Source organism: Aeromonas sp. FDAARGOS 1404, from assembly GCF_019047085.1.
GTDB classification, from domain to species: domain Bacteria; phylum Pseudomonadota; class Gammaproteobacteria; order Enterobacterales; family Aeromonadaceae; genus Aeromonas; species Aeromonas veronii.
Genome location: NZ_CP077237.1, coordinates 3,878,859 through 3,898,253, shown reverse-complemented (window position 1 = coordinate 3,898,253; position 19,395 = coordinate 3,878,859). Strand labels below are relative to the sequence as shown.

13 protein-coding genes and 2 tRNA genes are annotated in these 19,395 nt (G+C 60.8%); 9 read left to right on the top strand and 6 right to left on the bottom strand.

Annotation, left to right across the window (positions count from 1 at the left end):
• Positions 1 to 46: 46 nt before the first annotated feature.
• The 3 genes from I6L34_RS18085 to I6L34_RS18075 all read right to left on the bottom strand — a co-directional run bounded on the left by I6L34_RS18085 (position 47) and on the right by I6L34_RS18075 (position 5,728).
• Entirely contained in the window at positions 47 to 1,045 is a 999-nt protein-coding gene (locus I6L34_RS18085; RefSeq protein ID WP_216955106.1) for a LacI family DNA-binding transcriptional regulator, read from the bottom strand.
• A 177-nt stretch (positions 1,046 to 1,222) separates the two neighbouring features.
• Positions 1,223 to 3,124, bottom strand: coding sequence for a transglycosylase SLT domain-containing protein (locus I6L34_RS18080; RefSeq protein WP_040066126.1), 1,902 nt, complete (start codon positions 3,122 to 3,124; stop codon positions 1,223 to 1,225).
• A 99-nt stretch (positions 3,125 to 3,223) separates the two neighbouring features.
• Positions 3,224 to 5,728 (bottom strand): bifunctional diguanylate cyclase/phosphodiesterase, encoded by a 2,505-nt coding sequence (locus tag I6L34_RS18075; RefSeq protein WP_040066125.1) that lies wholly within the window; start codon positions 5,726 to 5,728, stop codon positions 3,224 to 3,226.
• 368 nt (positions 5,729 to 6,096) lie between these two features.
• Between I6L34_RS18075 and raiA the strand changes: the two genes are divergently transcribed.
• A complete protein-coding gene (raiA, locus tag I6L34_RS18070) occupies positions 6,097 to 6,435 on the top strand; it encodes a ribosome-associated translation inhibitor RaiA (protein WP_005334257.1) in 339 nt (112 codons plus the stop codon).
• A 111-nt stretch (positions 6,436 to 6,546) separates the two neighbouring features.
• Here the strand turns inward: raiA and I6L34_RS18065 are convergent, their stop codons facing one another.
• Positions 6,547 to 7,056, bottom strand: a complete 510-nt coding sequence (locus I6L34_RS18065) for a VC2046/SO_2500 family protein (protein WP_058056185.1) — start codon at positions 7,054 to 7,056, stop codon at positions 6,547 to 6,549.
• 124 nt (positions 7,057 to 7,180) lie between these two features.
• Here I6L34_RS18065 and I6L34_RS18060 point away from each other — a divergent pair.
• Both I6L34_RS18060 and I6L34_RS18055 read left to right on the top strand, forming a co-directional pair.
• Positions 7,181 to 7,265: transfer RNA gene (locus I6L34_RS18060), tRNA-Tyr, on the top strand.
• Between the two features lie 34 nt (positions 7,266 to 7,299).
• Positions 7,300 to 7,384: transfer RNA gene (locus tag I6L34_RS18055), tRNA-Tyr, on the top strand.
• 175 nt (positions 7,385 to 7,559) lie between these two features.
• Here the strand turns inward: I6L34_RS18055 and I6L34_RS18050 are convergent.
• Together I6L34_RS18050 and I6L34_RS18045 are read right to left on the bottom strand one after the other, a co-directional pair.
• Positions 7,560 to 11,360, bottom strand: a complete 3,801-nt coding sequence (locus I6L34_RS18050; protein WP_058058056.1) for a translocation/assembly module TamB domain-containing protein — start codon at positions 11,358 to 11,360, stop codon at positions 7,560 to 7,562.
• 61 nt (positions 11,361 to 11,421) lie between these two features.
• Positions 11,422 to 13,197 (bottom strand): autotransporter assembly complex family protein, encoded by a 1,776-nt coding sequence (locus I6L34_RS18045; RefSeq protein WP_043818463.1) that lies wholly within the window; start codon positions 13,195 to 13,197, stop codon positions 11,422 to 11,424.
• 514 nt (positions 13,198 to 13,711) lie between these two features.
• On the opposite strand from I6L34_RS18045, the gene I6L34_RS18040 reads away from it, so the two are divergent.
• The 6 genes from I6L34_RS18040 (at position 13,712) to I6L34_RS18015 (ending at position 19,326) form a co-directional block, all read left to right on the top strand.
• Positions 13,712 to 14,086, top strand: coding sequence for a hypothetical protein (locus I6L34_RS18040; protein ID WP_005334267.1), 375 nt, complete (start codon positions 13,712 to 13,714; stop codon positions 14,084 to 14,086).
• A 133-nt stretch (positions 14,087 to 14,219) separates the two neighbouring features.
• Positions 14,220 to 14,498, top strand: a complete 279-nt coding sequence (locus tag I6L34_RS18035; RefSeq protein WP_033136755.1) for a peptidylprolyl isomerase — start codon at positions 14,220 to 14,222, stop codon at positions 14,496 to 14,498.
• A 179-nt stretch (positions 14,499 to 14,677) separates the two neighbouring features.
• Complete coding sequence (locus tag I6L34_RS18030) at positions 14,678 to 15,352, top strand: DUF1499 domain-containing protein (RefSeq protein WP_058058055.1); 675 nt, start codon at positions 14,678 to 14,680, stop codon at positions 15,350 to 15,352.
• A gap of 25 nt (positions 15,353 to 15,377) precedes the next feature.
• Complete coding sequence (locus tag I6L34_RS18025; RefSeq protein ID WP_216955105.1) at positions 15,378 to 15,959, top strand: carboxymuconolactone decarboxylase family protein; 582 nt, start codon at positions 15,378 to 15,380, stop codon at positions 15,957 to 15,959.
• Positions 15,959 to 18,112, top strand: a complete 2,154-nt coding sequence (locus I6L34_RS18020; RefSeq protein ID WP_216955104.1) for an FAD-dependent oxidoreductase — start codon at positions 15,959 to 15,961, stop codon at positions 18,110 to 18,112. Before I6L34_RS18025 ends, I6L34_RS18020 begins: the two co-directional genes overlap by 1 nt.
• Positions 18,113 to 18,129: 17 nt before the next feature.
• Positions 18,130 to 19,326, top strand: coding sequence for an ABC transporter substrate-binding protein (locus I6L34_RS18015; protein ID WP_058058053.1), 1,197 nt, complete (start codon positions 18,130 to 18,132; stop codon positions 19,324 to 19,326).
• The last annotated feature ends 69 nt before the right edge of the window (positions 19,327 to 19,395 follow it).

The window sequence follows — 19,395 nt, the reverse complement described above, 5'->3', positions numbered from 1 at the left end:
GTGTGGCCCCGATGGGGCCACCTTGTTGTTCACTGTCTGACGCACGTCAGGCGACTGACTCACGCTCCACCAGCTGGGCTTCGAACTTGAGCGCCAAGCCGTCCACCGGCTTGTGATCGAGCAGACGCAGCGCCAGCTCGGCTGCGCGGCTGCCCATCTCCTCAATGGGGTAGCGCACCGTGGTGAGCTTGGGATAGATGTAGCGGGCGTAGGGGATATCGTCGAACCCCACCACCGACATCTGCTGCGGGATCTTGTAACCCCGCTCCAGCAGGCAAGAGATAGCCCCCGCCACCATGCCGTCGTTGAAACCGAGCACGGCCGTGAACTCGACACCACGGGCCAGCAATTCACTCATCGCCACATATCCGCCATTTTCGTCGGCATAGGCGCGGCTGACGAGAGCAGGCTCAAAGGCGATCCCGGCTCTCGCCAGAGTCTGGGTGTAACCGGCCATCCGCTGCTGACCATCGACAAACTCTTCATCATCGGAGGTGATAAAGGCGATGTTGCGATGACCGGCATCCAGCAAGTGCTGGCACGCGGTGGTGATCCCCGCCTGGTTATCGAGCCAGACGCAGCGATCTTCCGCGCCCGGCACCTGACGGTTGATAAACACGATGGGGGTAGAGCCTGCCGCCAGCTCGCTCAGCTCCTCGTCCGGAAGCGCCTTGCTGTGGAGGATCAGCGCATCGCACTGGCGCTGCAGCAGCGCCTGAATGGCGTGACGCTCGCGCGCGATATCGTGGTTGCCAGACATGACGATGGTGAACTTGTTGGCCTGATCGACCATGGTTTCGATGCCACGCATCATCTGGGCAAAGAAGGGGCCGCCGCAGAGGTCGCCAACCAGCACGCCAATGCAGTTGGAACGCTTGCTGACCAGTGCCTGGGCAAAACTGTTGGGTCGAAAATTCAGTTCCTTCATGGCCGCCAGTACGGCCTCACGCTTTTCCGGTGCTACCTGTGCCGTGTTGTTGATAACCCGCGACACGGTGGAGATAGACACATTTGCCAGCTGAGAAACGTCTTTAATCGTTGCCACTATCCATTCCTTTATTGTGGGGGAACCTGTCGGTGCCGACGCCCGAGTATACCCTGCGGCCTGATGCAATTCCCGGAGCCAGGTCACCAGGCATGTTTCCTTTGGTAACAAAACCTTACCCGATGATACCCAGCAGCAGGGAAATTTGAAAACAGGAGCCGGCTGGCGGCCCCCGACTCAATAGGCGTGATTGAGCTCCCGCTCTGACATGAAGCGCAGCGGCTGCTGCAGCTTGTGCTGATAGATGAGATCGAACGACAACACGTTTTGTACGTAGTTGCGGGTCTCCTTGTAGGGAATGCTCTCGACCCACACGTCCATCGGCTTGTTGTCACTCTGCTCTCGCCAGCGTTTTACCCGTCCCGGCCCGGCGTTGTAGGCGGCGGCCGCCAGGATCCGGTTGCCATCATAGACATCCAGCAAGCGCTTGAGATAGGCACTCCCCAGACGAATATTCATCGTCGGATCAAACAGTTGCTGCTCGTTGCGATAGGGCACCCCCAGCTTGCCGGCAGTCTCTTTGGCAGTAGCAGGCATCAGTTGCATCAGACCGCGCGCTCCCACAGGCGACTGGGCCAGCGGATAGAGAGCACTCTCCTGACGGGATATGGCATAGAGCAAACTGGTGTTCATGGTGCGCTCTTGCGCCATCTGGGAGAAGGTGCGCTTGAGCGGCAGCGGGAAGCGCAGGTCGAGGGCATCCCACGCCTCGGCGCGAATACTGGCGAGAATGGCCAGCTCGTGCCAGCCCTGATTGAGGGCGATATGACCAAACTCGATGCGCTGGGCCACCGGATTGCGATCCATGTTGTGGATCCACTCCGAGCGGGCCGCCGCAATCTCGTTCATCGACAGCAGCTCGCGCACCCGCAACAGGAAGGGCCAGCGCTGACTGGCCGTGCGCCAGTCCGGTACATGCTTGACGCTCTGGTTCTTGATGCGATAGGGCACCCCGGTGCGCTGGGCGGCCATAAAGCCGTAGAAACCGCGCAGGTTGGCGGTCTCCAGATAGAGATCCCGCGCCGGTTTTTGCTGCCCCTGCACTTCAAGGGAGCGCGCCATCCAGTAGCGCCAGCGATCCTCTTTCTGACGGGCCATCGGCATCATCTTCACCCAGCCGGAGAGGCCACGCCAATCCTGCTCCCAGATGGCCAGTCGCGCCCGCAGCTCGGTGATGTCGGGATCCGCCAGCTTTTTCACCGTGCTGTCGACCCAGCTACGCTGGGCAATGGAGCGATCCAGCAGCAGGCGGCGGGCAATGGCACGCTCTACCGGTTTCACCTCGGCCTGGGTCAGGCCGAAACGGCTGCGAAACAGCGCAAGCTGGCGCAGCACCGACTCCGGCTCCTGATTGGCATAGCGGGTCAAGCCGAGGGAGAGCAGCTTGCGGGAATAGGGATTGCTGCTGAAATAGGCCGGGTTCATCGCCTTGGCGGGCTGCTCGAACAGGGTCACCATCTGATCGCCATAGCTCTGCAAGCCGCTACCCAGGGTCGCACCAAGGTGGCGGATCAGATTGGGATTTTCCGCCTCGAACGCCAGCGTCATCCGCTGCCAGATCTTCTCCTGGGTTCGCTGACCGGATGCCTGCCACAGCTGGAACAGCGGTGAGCAGGCATCGGGGCGCGATTGACCGCTCATCCAGATCTTGCCCGCCCCCTGCAACGCCTCTTTCGGCTTGCCGGTGTAATAGAGCGCCTGATAGTGCATGCAGAGCAGGTCGGTGGAGCTCGGCTTGGCCGGATAGAAACGCAGGAACTGCGACCACTGCTGGCTCTGGGCCAGATAGGTCAGATAGCTGCGCTCCAGTCGGTTGGACTGGGGGGTATCCCCATGCTGGCGGATAAAGCGGGTCACATCGTTGTAATCCGCCGCCCCCGGACGAAAGGCGAGCTGATAGTAATCGAGGTAAGGGAGCAGGGGGTAATGGGTCAAACGGGCACGAATTTGCTGGAAACGGGCCTGATCATTGGCCCGTACGGCGTCATACGCCTGACGGTAGAGCGTCTGGTCGGCAGTCTGCGCCATCAGGGTCGGCACAAACAGCGCCGACAAAACAATTCCCCATACAGCTTTCACTGAACATCTCCATTGAGGGCAATACACCGCCCGGTGGCGGTGGGTCTACTGCTTCTCATTCTACCCGTTGCCGAGCGGCGCTACAGCGGGGAGCTGGGACTATTTTTCTGCCTCGCTCAGCTGCATTTCGCGCAGTTGCTCCGGTCTGGTCAGCCGCTGTACATATTTCTCCAGATAGGGCACCGGCAGCGGCTTGGAGGCGAGATAGCCCTGATAGAAACTGCACCCCTGCGCCTTGAGAAACTCCAGTTGCTGGCGGGATTCCACCCCTTCCGCCGTGACGTTGAACCCCATATGTCGCGCCATGGCGATCACCGCCTCGACGATGGCCATGTTGTCACCATCTTTCGGGATGTCCTGAATGAAGGAGCGGTCGATCTTGAGCTCATCGGCAGGCAGCCGCTTGAGGTAGCTCAGGGAGGAGTAACCGGCGCCAAAATCGTCGATGGCAAAGCTGATGCCGAGCTCTTTGAGCTCGGTCATCTTGCTGATGGTGTCCTCGGCATGGCCCAGCACCACGGACTCGGTGATCTCCAGATTGAGGCAGGCCGGATCCATGCCGGTTTGCGCCAACACATCGTGGATCCGCTCGACAAAATCGGTGGCATGGAACTGCTTGGCACTGACGTTGACCGAGATCTGCGGAATGTGGATGCCGTTCTCCTCCCACAGCACATACTGGGCGCACGCCTCGTGCAGCACCCAGTTGCCGATATCGACAATCAGATCGGTCTCCTCGGCGATGGGGATAAATTCTGCCGGCGAGACCAGCGAGCGACCGGCCGGCTGCCAGCGAATGAGCGCCTCGACACCAATGATATCGCCGCCATCGACCATATGCTGAGGCTGATAGTAGAGGGTCAGCTCTTGCTGGCTGAGGGCGTTACGCAATTCGTTGTGAATAAGCAGACGGCGATCCGCCTGCTGCTGCATCGAGGCATCGAAGAAGCGACGGGTCTTGCGGCCAGCGGACTTGGCCTGATACATAGCGGTATCTGCCTGCTTGAGCAGATCATCGACCCCCTGCTCCCGATCCGGAAACAGGGTAATGCCGACACTGGCGCCGATGTGCAGCACCTGCCCCACATAGGTATAAGGAGCGGCAATCTCGGTGATAAGCCGCTCGGCAATGATATCGGCCTGCATCTCCGCTTGGGGCGGGCTGGCCGAGAGCGATGGCAGCAGCAGTACAAACTCGTCACCACCGAGGCGGGCCAGGCAATCACCTTGCCGCACCAACCGTTTGAGACGGGCGGCGACCTCCTTGAGCAGCCAGTCACCGGTGGCGTGGCCGAGGGAGTCGTTGATGGTCTTGAAGTGATCGAGATCGATAAAGAGCAGGGCGCCAATCAAGCCATCGCGGGTCGCCTCGTTGAAGGTCTGCACCAGAGTCTCGTGGAGCTGACGGCGATTGGGCAATCCGGTCAGCTCGTCATAATAGGCGAGATCCTGAATGCGTCGCTCGGCCGCCTTGCGCTCGGAGATATCCTCGAAGCAGATGACAAAGTGGCTGATCACCCCCTTCTCATCCTGCACCGGCGTCACTATCTCCCACTGGGGATAGGTGTGACCATCGACATGGCGACGCTGGGTCTCCCCCTGCCAGCGGCTGAGGGTGTTGAGCTCGTAACCGAGCCCTCCCAGATTTGGCCAGAGATCCTCTTCCAGATGCAGGCCCAGCACCGACTGGCTGTCAAAGCCGGTGATCTGGCTGAAGGCGTTGTTGACCCGCAGGATCTTGAACCCCGGATCCGTGATGATGATCCCTTCGTGGGTCTCGAATGCAACGGCAGAGAGGCGCATCTGGGCATCTGATTGCAATCGCTCCAGCTCGGCCACCATCCGTACCGAGAAGGTATTGAGCACCGAGGTAAGGTTGCTGGTATCTGCCGGAGCCGAATAGAGCAGCGCCAGATGGCCCAGAAGTTGGCCTCTGGCATCAAATAGCGGCTGACCATAATAAGTCTGCCCGGCCGCCAGCCAGGGTTGATACTCCTGCGACTCGTCGATCACCTCGAAACAGATGGCACCTTGCTTGTAGAGCTCCTGACAGGGGGAGCCCGCCAGCGGATAGTCCTTCTGCGCCAGCCCGTCGGCGGCCAGCACTTTGACCCGGTCGGCACCGCACAACTCACCCACCCAGACCGCATCCACCTTGAGGATATGGGCCAGCTGGCTGACCAGGGTATTGAAGAAATCGAGCCCGGTGCGGGCAGAGAGCGCCTGCGCCAACTGGGTAAGCAGGGTGGTTTGCAGCAACGGCAAAGAGAGATTGAGGGAGGATACCGCACTGTTGGCGGTATCAAGAGGGGCCAGCCAGCCACAGCAGATCTGCTGGGTGGGCACAAACTGGCCGCTCCAGAGCACATGGTTGAGCTGCCCCTGATCATCTTTCAGATGGCCGATAAACTGCTCGGGCAGATGCGATTCATGAAGCCGGACGAGAAAGTCGGCAAAGCCTGCCTCATCTTCCGGTAACAGGCGAGCGGCCCAGGGATGATTGCCCTCCCCTTGCCACTGCTGGTAGGCCCCCTGATCAGAGAGACTCCACTGATCATGTTGCCGATCGAAAAACCACATGACTTGCGTGGCCTGCTGCTTCATTTACCACTCCAACACAACAACCAACCACGTTTGATGTCCAATCAGGCATAGCAACGCCCCCTGCATCCGCTCATCAGATCAGAGGTTGCGAGGGAAGAGTACAAACATGCGATATCAAGCAGTGGAAACCGGACATGAGGTCGACACGAAGTGCTGCCAAGAAGGGACAGAAACGATCCTATTCCCGTCATACTGCCTGCCAGTTTCATGGAGCTCAAGCTGTTTTTGGCACGAAACCGGAAAAGATCACAATTTATAAGTTGCTGAATAGCCAAGGGAAGGTTATGTGACATGGATCACATTTCAATCTTTACCAATGAGTAATCTGAAGGTGAAGACACAAGCAAGACGACCCGAAGGGGGCCAATATGAAAATCGAAATTACCAGCAAAATCATCGACATCACCCCGGCTATCCGCGAGCGCATCGAATCCCGTTTTGAAAAGCTCGAACGTCTTCAGGTGCCTCTCATCACACCCCATGTGATTGTTTCCAAAGAGCGTCTGATGTTCACTGTCGAAGCCAGTGCTGGCATCCCCAACGGCAAACTGTTTGCCCAGGCAGAGCATGAGGATCTCTACGCCGCCATCAACGAACTGGGGCAAAAACTGGAGCGCCAACTCAACCGTCATACCGAAAAGCCGATTGCCCGTCGTGCCAATGCCGCCCTCAAAGAGCAGCCGCAACCGGATGAAGCTGACGCTTGATTGCATGCCGCAAGGCTAAAAATTCTAAAGAGCATAAAGGCGGGGTCACCCGCCTTTTTGTTGCCTGTGATTTGCCGACAAGCATCGCGTTACACCACTGAACAAGCGCCATCAACTGAGCCAGTGCAACCGGGTATCCACCCCCTCTTGCAAACGATCGAGGATCGGCAGCAATACCAGCGGATCCTCCTGCCTCGGCACATCGGCCAGCTTTTCTTGCAACCGCTCCCGCGCCAGCGGCGACAGGTTGTCGTAGACAGCCTCATCCAGCAGCGGCTGTTTGACCGCCAGCGGCGGTGTTTGCAGCGCCAGCCAGAGCCGCACATCCACCATGCTTCCCCCTTGCTGCAACCGCTCATTGATGGCACAGCAGTCACTCCCCGCCCCTTCAGTCACCAGCACCTCTGCCGGTCTCAGATCAAAGTGCAGACGCCAGTCACGGCTCTGGGGAGTGGCCGCCGGTATGGTATCAAACCAGGGCTGCTCCTCCACCGCATCGGTCAGCAGGGCCAGATGCAACCGGAAATCAGCGCGATCGCCATGTTGCAGGTCACGGTTGAGGCGCTGCCCCAACTGGCCCTCATCGACGAGCAGGTGATTACGGATTGAACTGGGCAGCATGAGATAACTCTCGAAAATGGCGATTTCACTGGTTATCGGCCACAAATCCAATTCTTTTAATGGAAAAATCCTGCTTGGGGGTTCACAAAACCGGAAGATCTGTTAGTATGCGCCTCGCACTTGTGGAGGGGTTCCCGAGCGGCCAAAGGGATCAGACTGTAAATCTGACGGCTCTGCCTTCGAAGGTTCGAATCCTTCTCCCTCCACCATTTCAAGTGCAGCCAGTTGAAAGCAATACCCCGTGGAGGGGTTCCCGAGCGGCCAAAGGGATCAGACTGTAAATCTGACGGCTCTGCCTTCGAAGGTTCGAATCCTTCTCCCTCCACCATCATTCAGAAAACTCGGCCTAGCGCCGGGTTTTCGCATTTCTGGTCTGCCCAATCCGTTATTCCTCTGCACACCAGTCCCTTATCGCCGTTTGCCTGCAGCCGATCGCGCAATAAAAAACGGGAGGCCTGCGCCTCCCGTTTACGTTCATATCAGCCCAGTTACGGGATGAAGCGTTACAGAGTAAAGCGATAGAAGATATCGACCGCCTGAGCCACTCCGCTCATCGCCTGCAGATAGAGCCGTGGCAATACCTCGTAGCGCAGCTTGAATTCGGCGATGGGGCTGAAAACCCCGACCCCGTACTGGAACTGCAAGCCCGGCAGCAGATAGGCCGACAGAGTCACCTGGGTGTTGTCGCCACTGCCCGCGGTATCGAGGGAGACATCGCTCATCCCCAGCGACTCGCCGATGCTCGACACCACGCCGTTGGCCTGACTCACCGCGCCGGCTACCAGCAGGCCGTTGAAACCGCCATCCTCACCGCCGGTCTGCAACCCTTTGCCGCGCAGCAGATAGGAGAGCTGTTCCGACTGCGCCATCTGCGGTTCGGAGTAGACAGTGATCTCAGGCTTGCTGGCAGGGCCGGTCACCCGCACCCCGACCGTTACCTGGCCCTCGATGGTATCGGGATCCCGGTTGGCTTCGATGTTGAGGAAGGGCCGATCCAGCGGACCGGAGAAGAGGATCCGCCCCTCCTTGATGATGAGGTTCTGACCATATGCCTTGAAGCGGCCATTGGTCAGCACCAGCTGGCCGTTGCCTGCCAGCGGTTTCTCGGGATCCTGACGGATATTGAGACCGCCGGAGACATCGGTCTTCAGCCCCATGGCATCGAGCTTCACATCGTTGCCAAGGCGGATCGCCACCTTCATCGCCAGCGGCAGACTGGCCTGCTTGGGTACAGGGGGCAGATCGTCATAGACCACGGTCACATCGTCTGAGACCGCCACCGCCGAATCCGGCAGACTCTTGACCAGAATGCGCGCCCAGGGAATATCAACCTGACCGGTAATGCGGGTCTCCTCCCCCAGCGACACCGCGATATCGGGCGAGACTCTGACCCGGCCCATGCCCGGATATTGCGCCTCCAGATCCTTGCCCTGAATGGTGAGGCTGCCGCTGACCGGCATCTTGGCCCAGCTGAGCCAGCCGCCCAACGCCAGCGGCCCCTTGCCCACCAGCATGGAGCCATCGAGCTCGGCGCGGTTGCCCTCGATCTTGAGGCGGGTCACCAGCTTGGTCAGGGTCACCATGTCGGAGTGGGTCTGCACTTCACCGTCACGCAGGTTGAGCTGGCCAAACAACAGGGGCGCCGCCAGGGTGCCGTCGAAACGGGCATCGGCGGAGATGATTCCTTGCAAGGAGCGCACCTCAGGGATGAGCGGCGCGAAGGTATTAAGCTTGAGGTCGTCAAACTTGAGCTGACCGCCGAGCAGACCGCGACCGGCGGGCTCCTTGATCAGCAGGTCGGTATCGATATTGCCGATCTGCTTGGAGGCAAAATCGAGGCGAATGGCCGCCTGCTGCCGCTCGAAATCAAGGGCCAGAGCCAGCTGCTGATAGTCGGTCTTGAGGCCATCGGCCACAAAAGTGCCTGGTGTGGTACGCACCACCGCATGCAAGGTAGGCTGATTGCCACGCCAGCTGGCGCGGCCATCGGCCGAGAGCATCGCCTGCCAGCGGAAGTTGTCCGGCAACCAGGGGCGCAGCCGCTTGAGATCAAACTCGCTCAGGGCAAACTCCAGAGTGCCCTGGGCAGCGGAGACCTGACTCCCCTTGACGCAGAGGCTGGCCCCCTGGGAGCCGAGGCAGAGATCCCCCATCGCCAGCCGCTGACGCGGCAGATCGAGATCCAGTGCCCAAGGGGAGCTCAAGTCCCAACGGCGCAGCGGGGTTTTCAGCCGCAACTCGGAAAGTGCCCCGCGCCAGTGATCCCCGCGCACGCCGCCACCCAGTTTGAGGTTAGCCGCAACAGGGTCACCCTTCATGGTCAGGGTCAACAGATGCTGACTGATATCGCCGCTGAGGTTCAGGGCCAGCTGGCTGAGCTTGGTTTCGCCCTGTTTCAGCTGCGCCACCAACAGCGAGAGCTCACCGGCCGGTTTGGCACCGATCACCGCATTGCCCTTGAGACTAATGCCCTTCAGGTCGGTGCCGGCATAGTAGAGCCGGTCGGAGGCGAGATCCGCATCGATTTTTGGCGTCTGCTGATTGCCACTGACCTTCACCAGTCCCTTGATATCCCCTTTCAGGCCGGGATAGATGCCCCCCAGCTGGGGAGCCTGCAGGTTGGCATCAAGCCTCCACTGGGCGCTGCTGATACTGCCCTTGGCCTGCAACTGGTTGGGGCCACTTTGCAACGAGAGCGCCGGGATCTGCCACTCCATCTTGTCGTTGCCGCTAAGCTCCCCCTTGAGGGCCAGCGGGTATTGGTTGAGCTTGCCATCCACCTTGAGCTTGGGCAGTTTCAGCTCCCAGTGACCCGCGTCGTTCATCACGAAACGGCTCTCCAGCTCACCGGCCAGCGTCCCTTTCAGCTCGGGCAGCAGCTCGGCCGGATTGATCCCCTTGAACAGGGTGGTCCCCTGCCACTCAACCCCCTTGTTCCAGGCGAGCTTGCCATCGAGTTTGAGCTCCCCCTTTAGGGCGTTGAGCTGCAAGGCTATCTTGCTGAGCCGCTCCAGATCCCCCTTGCCGTCCAGCGCAAGCTTGAAGGGGGGGACATCGGTCCCCTTGCCGGAGGTATTGAGGGCAAACTGGTAGCCGGAGAGCTTGCCCTTGGCAGTCAGGCTCCCTTTGTCCAGCCGATAGCTCGGCTCATCTTTGGCTGGCTTGTGAAGAGGCCAACCGAGGATCTTCCAGTCGAGGGCCAGATCAAAGGGCAGATCTGGGTCGAGGGCGGCCAGCGAGCCCTTGAGATTGGCGGCAACCGGCCCCTTGGCCGACAACGCCAACCCCAGCTTGCCAACCGAACCGTTCAGCGCCAGCGTGGCCTGCTCACCCTGCAGCTCGCCATCCAGCAGCCCCTTGCGGGCCTTGGCATCCAGGGTCACCGCCAGCGGGTAGTCGTCACTGAGCTGGATGTGGCCCTTGAGCGCCAGATCGGCCATGGCGTGGCGCAGCGAGAGCTCGCGCACCTCGATGCGATCATCGACGGCGGTGGCCGACAGCAGTAGCTTGTCGAGCCCTTCGATCAGCTCGCCCTGCTTATATTGCACCCGGGTCGCGCTGACCCCTTCCAGCTGGATGGGGAAAGGAAGATGAATGGCGGGCAGGACAATGGGGGCTGCCTTTGCCGTGTTCGCAGCTGGCGTCCCTTTGCCCTGTTTGACGGTCTTGGCGCTGGCCTTGTCGTTGCGCGCCACCGCAGTCACGGCTTGCTTCTCGTTAGCGGCCGGCTGCTTGGCAGATTTGGCTGTGTTGACGGGTGCCGCGTCGTCCAGCGTCACCGTCAGGTTATCGAGCACCGGGCCACGTACAATCAGCCCCTTGCGGTTGAGGGTGGCGCCGATATCGAGGGACCCCAGGGTCACGGCCACGCCGGGCACTGCCAGATCGAGATCGGCTACCTTGAGGCTGTCGACCTGGATCTTGAGTGGCAGCGGGCACCAGACAAAGGGTTCGGAAGGCTCTTCCGGTGCAGGCTCGGAGTCGGCTACCTTGACCACCGGATGGGTCACCGCCAAGGATTTTATCCAGAGCTTGCCCTGCAGCAACTTGCCGAGATCCCAGTCGAGCACGGCGCGATCCACCGTGACATCCACCAGCTCATCCTGCCAGCCGGCCCCTTCCAGGGTCCAGCCGTAGCCAAGCTGACCGGCCACCAGCTCCCCCTTGAGAGAAGGAAGCGCTCCCTTGGCCTGTTGCCACAACCACTTGTTGCCCTGATGGGTAAAGCCCAGCAGGCTGACGCCGATGAGCAGCAGGAACACCAGCCCCATAAGCCAGAGAAAAATACGTTTTAGCCAGATCACAATGCAGACCCCCGCGCAAGATACAGCCGCAGCGGCCAAAGAAAAAAGCGTTTAGACAACATCATAATTCAGGCCCCAATGCGAAATGCAGCCGCAAGGGCTTGTCCTCCTCCGATACCCCGACCGCCAGATCCAGCCTGACCTGACCGATGGGGGTCACCCAGCGCACACCGACGCCGGTACCTATTTTCCAGGGCTCGCTGTAATCGGTGGTGGAGGTGCCGCCATCCACAAACATGGCCCCCAGCCACTTCTCGCTGAAGCGGTAGTTGTATTCCAGACTGGCCACGCTGGTGTAGCGGCCACCGGTCAGCTTGCCATCCGGCCCGGTGGGGGAGATGCTCTCGTAACCAAAGCCGCGCACTGTCTGATCGCCACCGGTAAAGAAACGCAGAGAAGGCGGCACCAGCGAGAAGCTGTCACCTATAATAGCCCCCTGCTCTGCCCGCATCAGGAATCTGTGGTTATCGCCAAGAGTTCTCAGCCACTTGCTGCGCCCCCACACCCGCATAAAGCTGATGTCGGAGCCCCATCTGGGGTCGGAGAACTCCAGCGTCAGCTGCTGGCGATCACCCCAGTCGGGCACCAGGGTACCGCGCACCCGCAGTCGGGACCAGGAGACCCCGGGGATCAGCAGCAAGCTGTTCCCCTCGTCGGCGCCCTGGGTATAGATCTCGTTCTCCAGCCGGATAAAGACGTCCCGATCCCAGCTCTCCGGCCGTCGCGTCCAGCGGTGCACACCGATGGTAGTGAGATCGGAGCGGGTATCGTTGTTGTCCTTGTACTGGTAGCCGGTCTGGATGGAGTAGTAGTCCCGCAGCGGGTTGCCCACCGGGATCTGATAGTCGAAGCTGAGCTCTGCCTCCGGCGCCGACACCTTGGCGGTGGCAAACAGGCGGTGGCCGTAGCGGTTGACCCAAGGCTTCTCCCAGGTGGCACTCATCCGCGGGCCTACGTCGGTGGCGTAACCGATACCTGTCTCGATTTCGTGATCGACCCGGTTATCCAGCGTCACCGCAATGGGCACCCGATAGTTGCTCGCCTCGCTCAATACCGGCTTGATATCGACCTGACGGAACAGCTTGGTGGAGGAGACATCCTGCGACATCTCGGCCAGACGGATGGCGAGATAGGGGTCGCCGCTCTTGATGTTGATAAGCGGGCGAATAAGGTGAAGCGCTTCGGGGGTGGCATCGTAGCGGATCTCGCCAAAACGGTAGCGATGGCCCGATTCGAACAGAATAAAGATCTCTGCCGTCCCCTTGTCCGGGAACACCTTGACCTGACTCTTGCTCAGCTTGGCATCAAAGTAACCGCGGGCCAGCCCGAGGCTGCCCAGATCCGCCTTGATGGATTCATATTTGGCGTGGTTGAGAGGCTCCCCCTCTTTGAGGGGCAACTTGTCCAGCAAGGCGCTGTAGAGCTCGTCGCTGCCCGCATCCCCCTCCAGCAGAATATCGAGGCGGGAGACGATGACCGGCTCCCCCTTGTCTACCTCAATCACCACTTTGGACGGGGTTTTCTTGTCGCGGCTCAGGGTGATTTTCGGCTGGTAGTAGCCATAAACCTGCAGCGCCTTTTGCACGCTCTCGGTGATTTTGGCGCGAGCCGGGCGGTATTGCCGCTCCTGATAGACAGGCAGGGCATTGAGGTAGGCTTCGACGTTATCCTTGTTCTCCCCTTTCAACCCCTTGACCTGATAGGTGAGCTTGGCGGCAAACGCGGGCGAAGCCAGCAGCGACAGCAACAGGCCCACTCCCAGAACCCGCAGGCCGCGGCGAAACGCAGGGCCGAACAGTGAACGCCCTGCCAGCAGGGATGAAATGCATCCTGTCAAAGGTCAATATTCCTGAATCTGTGGTGAAGGAAACCAGCGCCCTTTCGGGCCAACCCCGAATGCGGCGCAGCACGCCATGCCGTGCATGGCCGTGACACAAAAATGCGCGCCAGAAAAATGGCGAACCTTATCCTAACATAGGCATCCGCCAGCGACAGCGCAGCACCATTGGCAAATTCGCCATATCTTTTAAGAGGTTGACCACAAATCACACATTTTGGTGACAATGACGCCGCCCGCTTTCCCGATGGAAGCGAATTGACCTGCCCTGAATAAGGCTCACCCCACCATCAGGCACCATTTGTCACCTCTCCTCCTCTCTTTACCACCAGAAACCCACCACGACAGAGTTTGTCGGCATCACCCCACCCTCACCGTTTAACAGGCCCGGCACACGCCAAAGCCCGACGTAGCGGGTGATTAAGAATTGCTCGTTCAGCGCAATCGAATTATCCCGCTGCCTTTGCAGACGTCCCTCCCTCACACTTGAACCATCAACTGAAGGAGACACATCATGCATGCACGTAGCGAACAGATGGCTGACTATATTGCCGATCGTCTCGAGTTCATCACCTTCCTCGCCTGTTGCAGCGCCCTGCTGGCCCTGCTGACCGGCATGAGTGGCCAGCAGGCGCTGGCCTTTACCGCCCTGAACCTGCCGTTTGGCCTCGGCATTTTGCTGGCGATGGCGCTGCTGGCCCCCCTGCCCGTCCACTGGCGGCTGCCGGGCATCACCTTGCTGCTGGCAGGTTGCGCCCTGATGACCCTGCAACTGGGGGGTGAATGGCTCAATCCGCTGGCCATCTGGAGCCTCTACGCCCTGCTCGGGCTGGAGATCATCTGGCAAGCGCGCCCCCGCGCCATGCTGGCCACCCGCGCTCGCCAATAACAGGGCTGACGAGCGTCGGTAAATGGCGGGCTGTGATGGCTGACGCCGGTGGCAAATTGGGGTACTCTTGCGCCCCGATTTGCTACCACCCTTGGCGTTAACAACCTTCGCCATCACTCCCAGGAGCGCCCCGATGAAAAAAGCCTGTGCCCAGCACATTCTGGTCAAGACCGAAAAACAGTGTCTGGAGATCAAGGAGAAGATCGAGAAGGGAGCCGACTTCGGCCAGATGGCCAAGCGCTTCTCCACCTGCGCCTCCTCAAAACGCAGCGGCGATCTGGGGGAGTTCAATAAAGGGGATATGGTCAAGCCCTTCGACGATGCAGTCTTCAAGGGCGAACTGCTCAAGGTGCTGGGGCCGGTGCGCACCAAGTTCGGCTTCCATCTGATCAAAGTGCTCTATCGCAACTAAGTCATCGCAACTGACCATTTTCTCGGTGAAGCTCCCGTCAGGCGGGCTTCATCGACCTCTGCATCTCCCTCGCAAAACTGACCAAAACCACGCCAAACTCTCATCAATTTACTAACGTTATCAGGCAATTAAGTTTATCCTTCTCGGCATTGTCCACATTCGACGATGGATCCCGTGCTATGCCCCGCTCTTGCTTGTGGCCCCTGCTGGCCTGGTTACTCCCGCTCGCTGGCGCCCTCGGCAGCCGCTTTCATCTCTGGCCCTGGTGGATCGGTTTTGCGATCTGTCTCATCGGAGCCCTTGTCTCCCTGATCTTGCTGGTGCGTCTGCCCTGGAGCCGCAACCGCTACGCCAGCGGCCTTGGCGCCTTGCCACTGCTGCTGCCGCTGACCTTTGTGGCACAGGCGCTGCGGATGCCGCTGATCAACGATGTGAGCACAGATCCCTACAATCCCCCCCAGTTACGCTGGGCGGCAGAGCTCAGAACGGCGCAGGATCTGCCAATAAATAGCTCACCGCTGAAAGCAGTTGAGGCAAAACCCGGTCCTCTCTTTACCAGGGCCTCTCCTGCCGAAGTGCTGATTGAAGCCAACGAACTGATGCAGGAGCTGGGCTGGCAGGTGCGACCCAGCCCGGATGGTCTGGATGCGGTGGTTACCACCGGCTGGTTCGGCTTTCAGGATGATGTGGCGCTGCGGGTCTTTGCTGGCCCCAAAGAGACCCGCATCGATATGCGATCAGCCTCCCGTCAGGGGCAAAGCGATCTGGGCACCAACCGGGCACGGATCGAGGATTTCCTGACCCGCCTGAATGAGCGCCTCGGCCAGGCCTACAAACCCAATTTGAAACCGTAAGTGTGAAACAACAAGAAGGTAACTGATGCGCGTTGAGGTCAAACCCGACCGGGAATATGCCTGGTTTATCCGCCCCTTTTTCTGGCTGCAAAAGCGCAACTATGGTCAGGTGCTTATTCCGGGCAAGTGCTGGGGCCGCTCGCCGCGCCTCTTTGCCGCCGTCGCCACCCTCTACGGCGCCATCAACCGCAAGCGCTCCCCCATCGATCCCGTGCTGCGCTCGCTGGTGACGGTGCGGGTCTCCCAGCTCAACTGGTGTCGTTTTTGCGTCGACATCAACGCCATGACCCTGGTAAAGAGAGCTGGCTCCAGCGAGAAGGTGGAGGCGCTGGCCAACTGGCGCGAAAGCCCCTTGTTTGACGAGCGGGAAAAAGCGGTGCTCGACTATACCGAAGCGATGACTGGCCTAGATGGGGTGAGCGATGAGCAGGCGGCCCGCCTCAAACCCTGGTTCGATGACGACGCCATGGTGGAGCTGACCGGCCTTATCGCCTTCCAGAACATGTCGGCCAAGTTCAACGCCGCCCTCGATATCGCGCCGCAGGGCTTCTGTCAGCTGCCGGTGCAGCCGGAACGCCCCGCACAGCCAGACAGCAAGGACGCCTGATGAACCGGACCCGCCTGCTGCTTGCACTGGTGATGGGGAGCCTTATCGGCACCTTTTTTGCCCTCGATCTCGGTCGTTATCTCACTCTGGACGCCTTGCAGGCACAGCAGGCGGCAGTGGCGCAATGGGTCGACAGCCACTTTGTCTCGGCCAGCCTGCTGTTCGTGCTTATCTATGTGCTGAGCACCGCCCTCTCCCTGCCCGGTGCCAGCCTGCTCACCCTGGGTGGCAGCGCTGTGTTCGGCGTCGCCTGGGGGCTGCTGCTGGTCTCCTTTGCCAGCACCATAGGCGCGACCCTGCCCTTTCTCAGCGCCCGTTTTCTGCTGCGCGACTGGGTCACCGTCCGCTTTGGCGACAAGCTGGCCACCTTTCAGTCCGGCATGGCGAAGGAGGGGGCCTTCTATCTGCTGAGCCTGCGCCTCATCCCCATCTTCCCCTTCTTTCTGGTCAATCTGCTGATGGGGCTCACCCCCATCAGAGTCAGCACCTACTACTGGGTCAGCCAGCTTGGCATGCTGCCTGGCACCTTCGTCTATGTACTGGCGGGCAGCGAGCTTGGCCAGTTAACCAGCACCGGCAATATCCTCTCCCCCGGCCTGATGGTCGCGCTGACCCTGCTGGGGCTGATGCCATGGCTGGTCAAGAAATTGACCGCACACCTTGCCCAGCGGCGCCTGCTCACCCCCTACCGCAAACCCGCTCGCTACGACTACAACCTGCTGGTGATAGGTGCCGGTGCAGGTGGGCTGGTTACCAGCTATATCGCCGCAGCGGTGAAAGCCAAGGTGGCGCTCATCGAGAAGCACAAGATGGGGGGCGATTGCCTCAACAGCGGCTGCGTCCCCTCCAAGGCATTGATCCGAAGCGCCCGCTTTGCCGCAGAGCAGCGTAAAGCCGACGAGCTGGGCTTTAGCCCAAGCCACTCCCGCGCCGATTTTGCCGCCGTGATGGAGCGGGTGGCTGAGGTGATCAAGGAGGTCGAGCCACACGACTCCATCGAACGCTATCAGGGGCTTGGAGTGGAGTGCATCGAAGGGGAGGCGCGGCTGGTCTCCCCCTGGGAGGTAGAAGTGAACGGCCAGCGCCTTGCCAGCCGCCATATCGTTATCGCCACCGGCGCCCGGCCGCTGGAGCCCAAGCTGCCGGGGCTGGAACAGGTGCCTTACCTCACCTCGGATAGCCTCTGGCAGCTGCGCACCCCGCCGCGTCGCCTGCTGGTGCTGGGCGGTGGTCCTATCGGCTGCGAGCTGGCCCAGAGCTTCGCCCTGCTCGGCATTCCAGTGACCTTGGTGGAACTCTCGGAGCAACTGCTGCCCCGCGAAGATAGAGAGGTAGCCGACGCCCTGGCTGGGCAGATGAGCCGCGATGGCGTGCAGCTACTCACCGGCTGGCGCGCCGAACGAGCCGACTATCTGCCCGCCGCCGAGGGGGATCTCCCCATCCGGCTGCAACTGCGCCGGGGCGATGAGACACAGGTGGTGGAAGGGGATCAACTGCTGCTGGCACTGGGACGAGTCGGCAATGTGAGCGGCTTCGGACTCGAAGCGTTGGGGGTCGAGCTTGCCCCCCTCGGCACCATAGCGGTCGATGGTTTTCTTACCACCAACTTCCCCAGCATACTGGCGGTGGGAGACGTAGCGGGCCCTTACCAGTTCACCCACTTTGCCGCCCATCAGGCCTGGTATGCGGCGGTCAATGCCCTGTTTGGTCAGTTCAAGCGCTTTCGGGCCGACTATCGGGTCATTCCGGCGGCCACCTACACCACGCCGGAGATTGCCCGGGTTGGCCTCAATCGCAAGGAGGCCGAGGCGCAGGGAATTCCCTTCGAGGCGACCCGCTTCGAGCTGGCCGAGCTGGACAGAGCCATTGCCGATGGGGAGCGCCACGGTTTTGTCGAGGTGCTGACCGTGCCGGGCAAGGATACTATCCTTGGTGCCACCATAGTGGGCACTCACGCCGGTGAGCGGATTGCCGAGTTCGTGCTCGCCATGCGTCACCGCCTCGGCCTAGGCAAGATCCTCGGCACCATTCACGCCTACCCCACCCTGATGGAGGGGAACAAATACGTGGCGGGTGAATGGAAACGGGCCCACCAGCCCACCCGGGTGCTGGCGTTGCTGGCCCGTTATCACCGCTGGCGCCGTGGCGCCTGACAATCAGGGAAACGTTTATGCTCAAGCCATTCTCACAACTCAACTCACAGCTCAAACAGCGGCTAAATGCCCTGCTGTGCGCCCTGCCACTGCTGGCCAGCGGCCCGCTGTTAGCCAGCTCTGATGACAACTGGCAACAGACCCTTGAGGAGGCGAAGGGGCAGACCGTCTACTTCAACGCCTGGGGCGGCAGCCCGGAGATCAACGCCTATCTGGTGTGGGCCGGGCAGGAACTGGCGCGCGACTATCAGGTCAAGCTGGTACAGGTAAAGGTGGATGACATCGCCCAGAGCGTCAGCCAGCTGCTGGCCAACAAGCAGGCGGGCAAGCAAACTGGCGGCCCCATCGACCTGCTCTGGGTCAACGGCGAGAACTTCAAGGCGCTCAAGGAGCAGGGGCTGCTCGGCGCCCCCTTTACCGCCGAGCTGCCCAACATGGCGCTGGTAGACAACCGCCTGCCGGTGAGTGAGGACTTCACTCTGCCGGTGGAGGGACTGGAGGCCCCCTGGGGCATCGGTCAGCTCAATCTGATGGTCGATACCGAAGAGGTCACCAACCCGCCCACCTCGGCAGCGACCCTGCTTGCATGGGCAAAGGCCCACCCCGGCCGCTTCACCTATCCCAAGCCGCCCCAGTTTCATGGCTCCAGCTTTCTCAAACAGATCTTGCTGGAGTTGACCCCGGATCCCGCCCCCCTCTATCGGGAGGCGACCGAGAGCGACTTTGCCAAGCTCACCGCCCCGCTCTGGGTCTGGCTCGATGAGTTGCACCCGGCGCTCTGGCGCAAGGGCAAACTGTTCCCCACCAGCGCCGCCGAAACCCGCCAACTGCTCGATGATGGCGAACTGGCCATGGCCATCAGCTTCAATCCGCAGGAGGCGCAAAGTGCCGCCCAGATTGGCGCCCTGCCCCCCAGCGTGGAGGCGGTCGCCATGAGCAAAGGCGCGCTCACCAACAGCCACTTTCTCGCCATCCCCTTTAACGCCAACGCCCGCGCGGGGGCCAAGGTGGTGGCCAACTTCCTGCTGAGCCCGGCGGCGCAGGCGCGCAAGGCCAATCCGGCCTTCTGGGGTGATCCCAGCGTGCTGCGGGCCGATGTGCTGCCTGACTCCGCCAAAGGGCAACCGGCGCTGCGCTTCAAAGCGGTGGCCGAACCTCACCCCAGCTGGCAGCTCAAACTGGAAGCGGCCTGGGCCGAGCGTTACGGTCACTGATGAGTGCCGCTGGTCACCCGCTTTCCCGCTCCCGACCGTGGCGCCGGTTGACACGCCACCCCATTATGA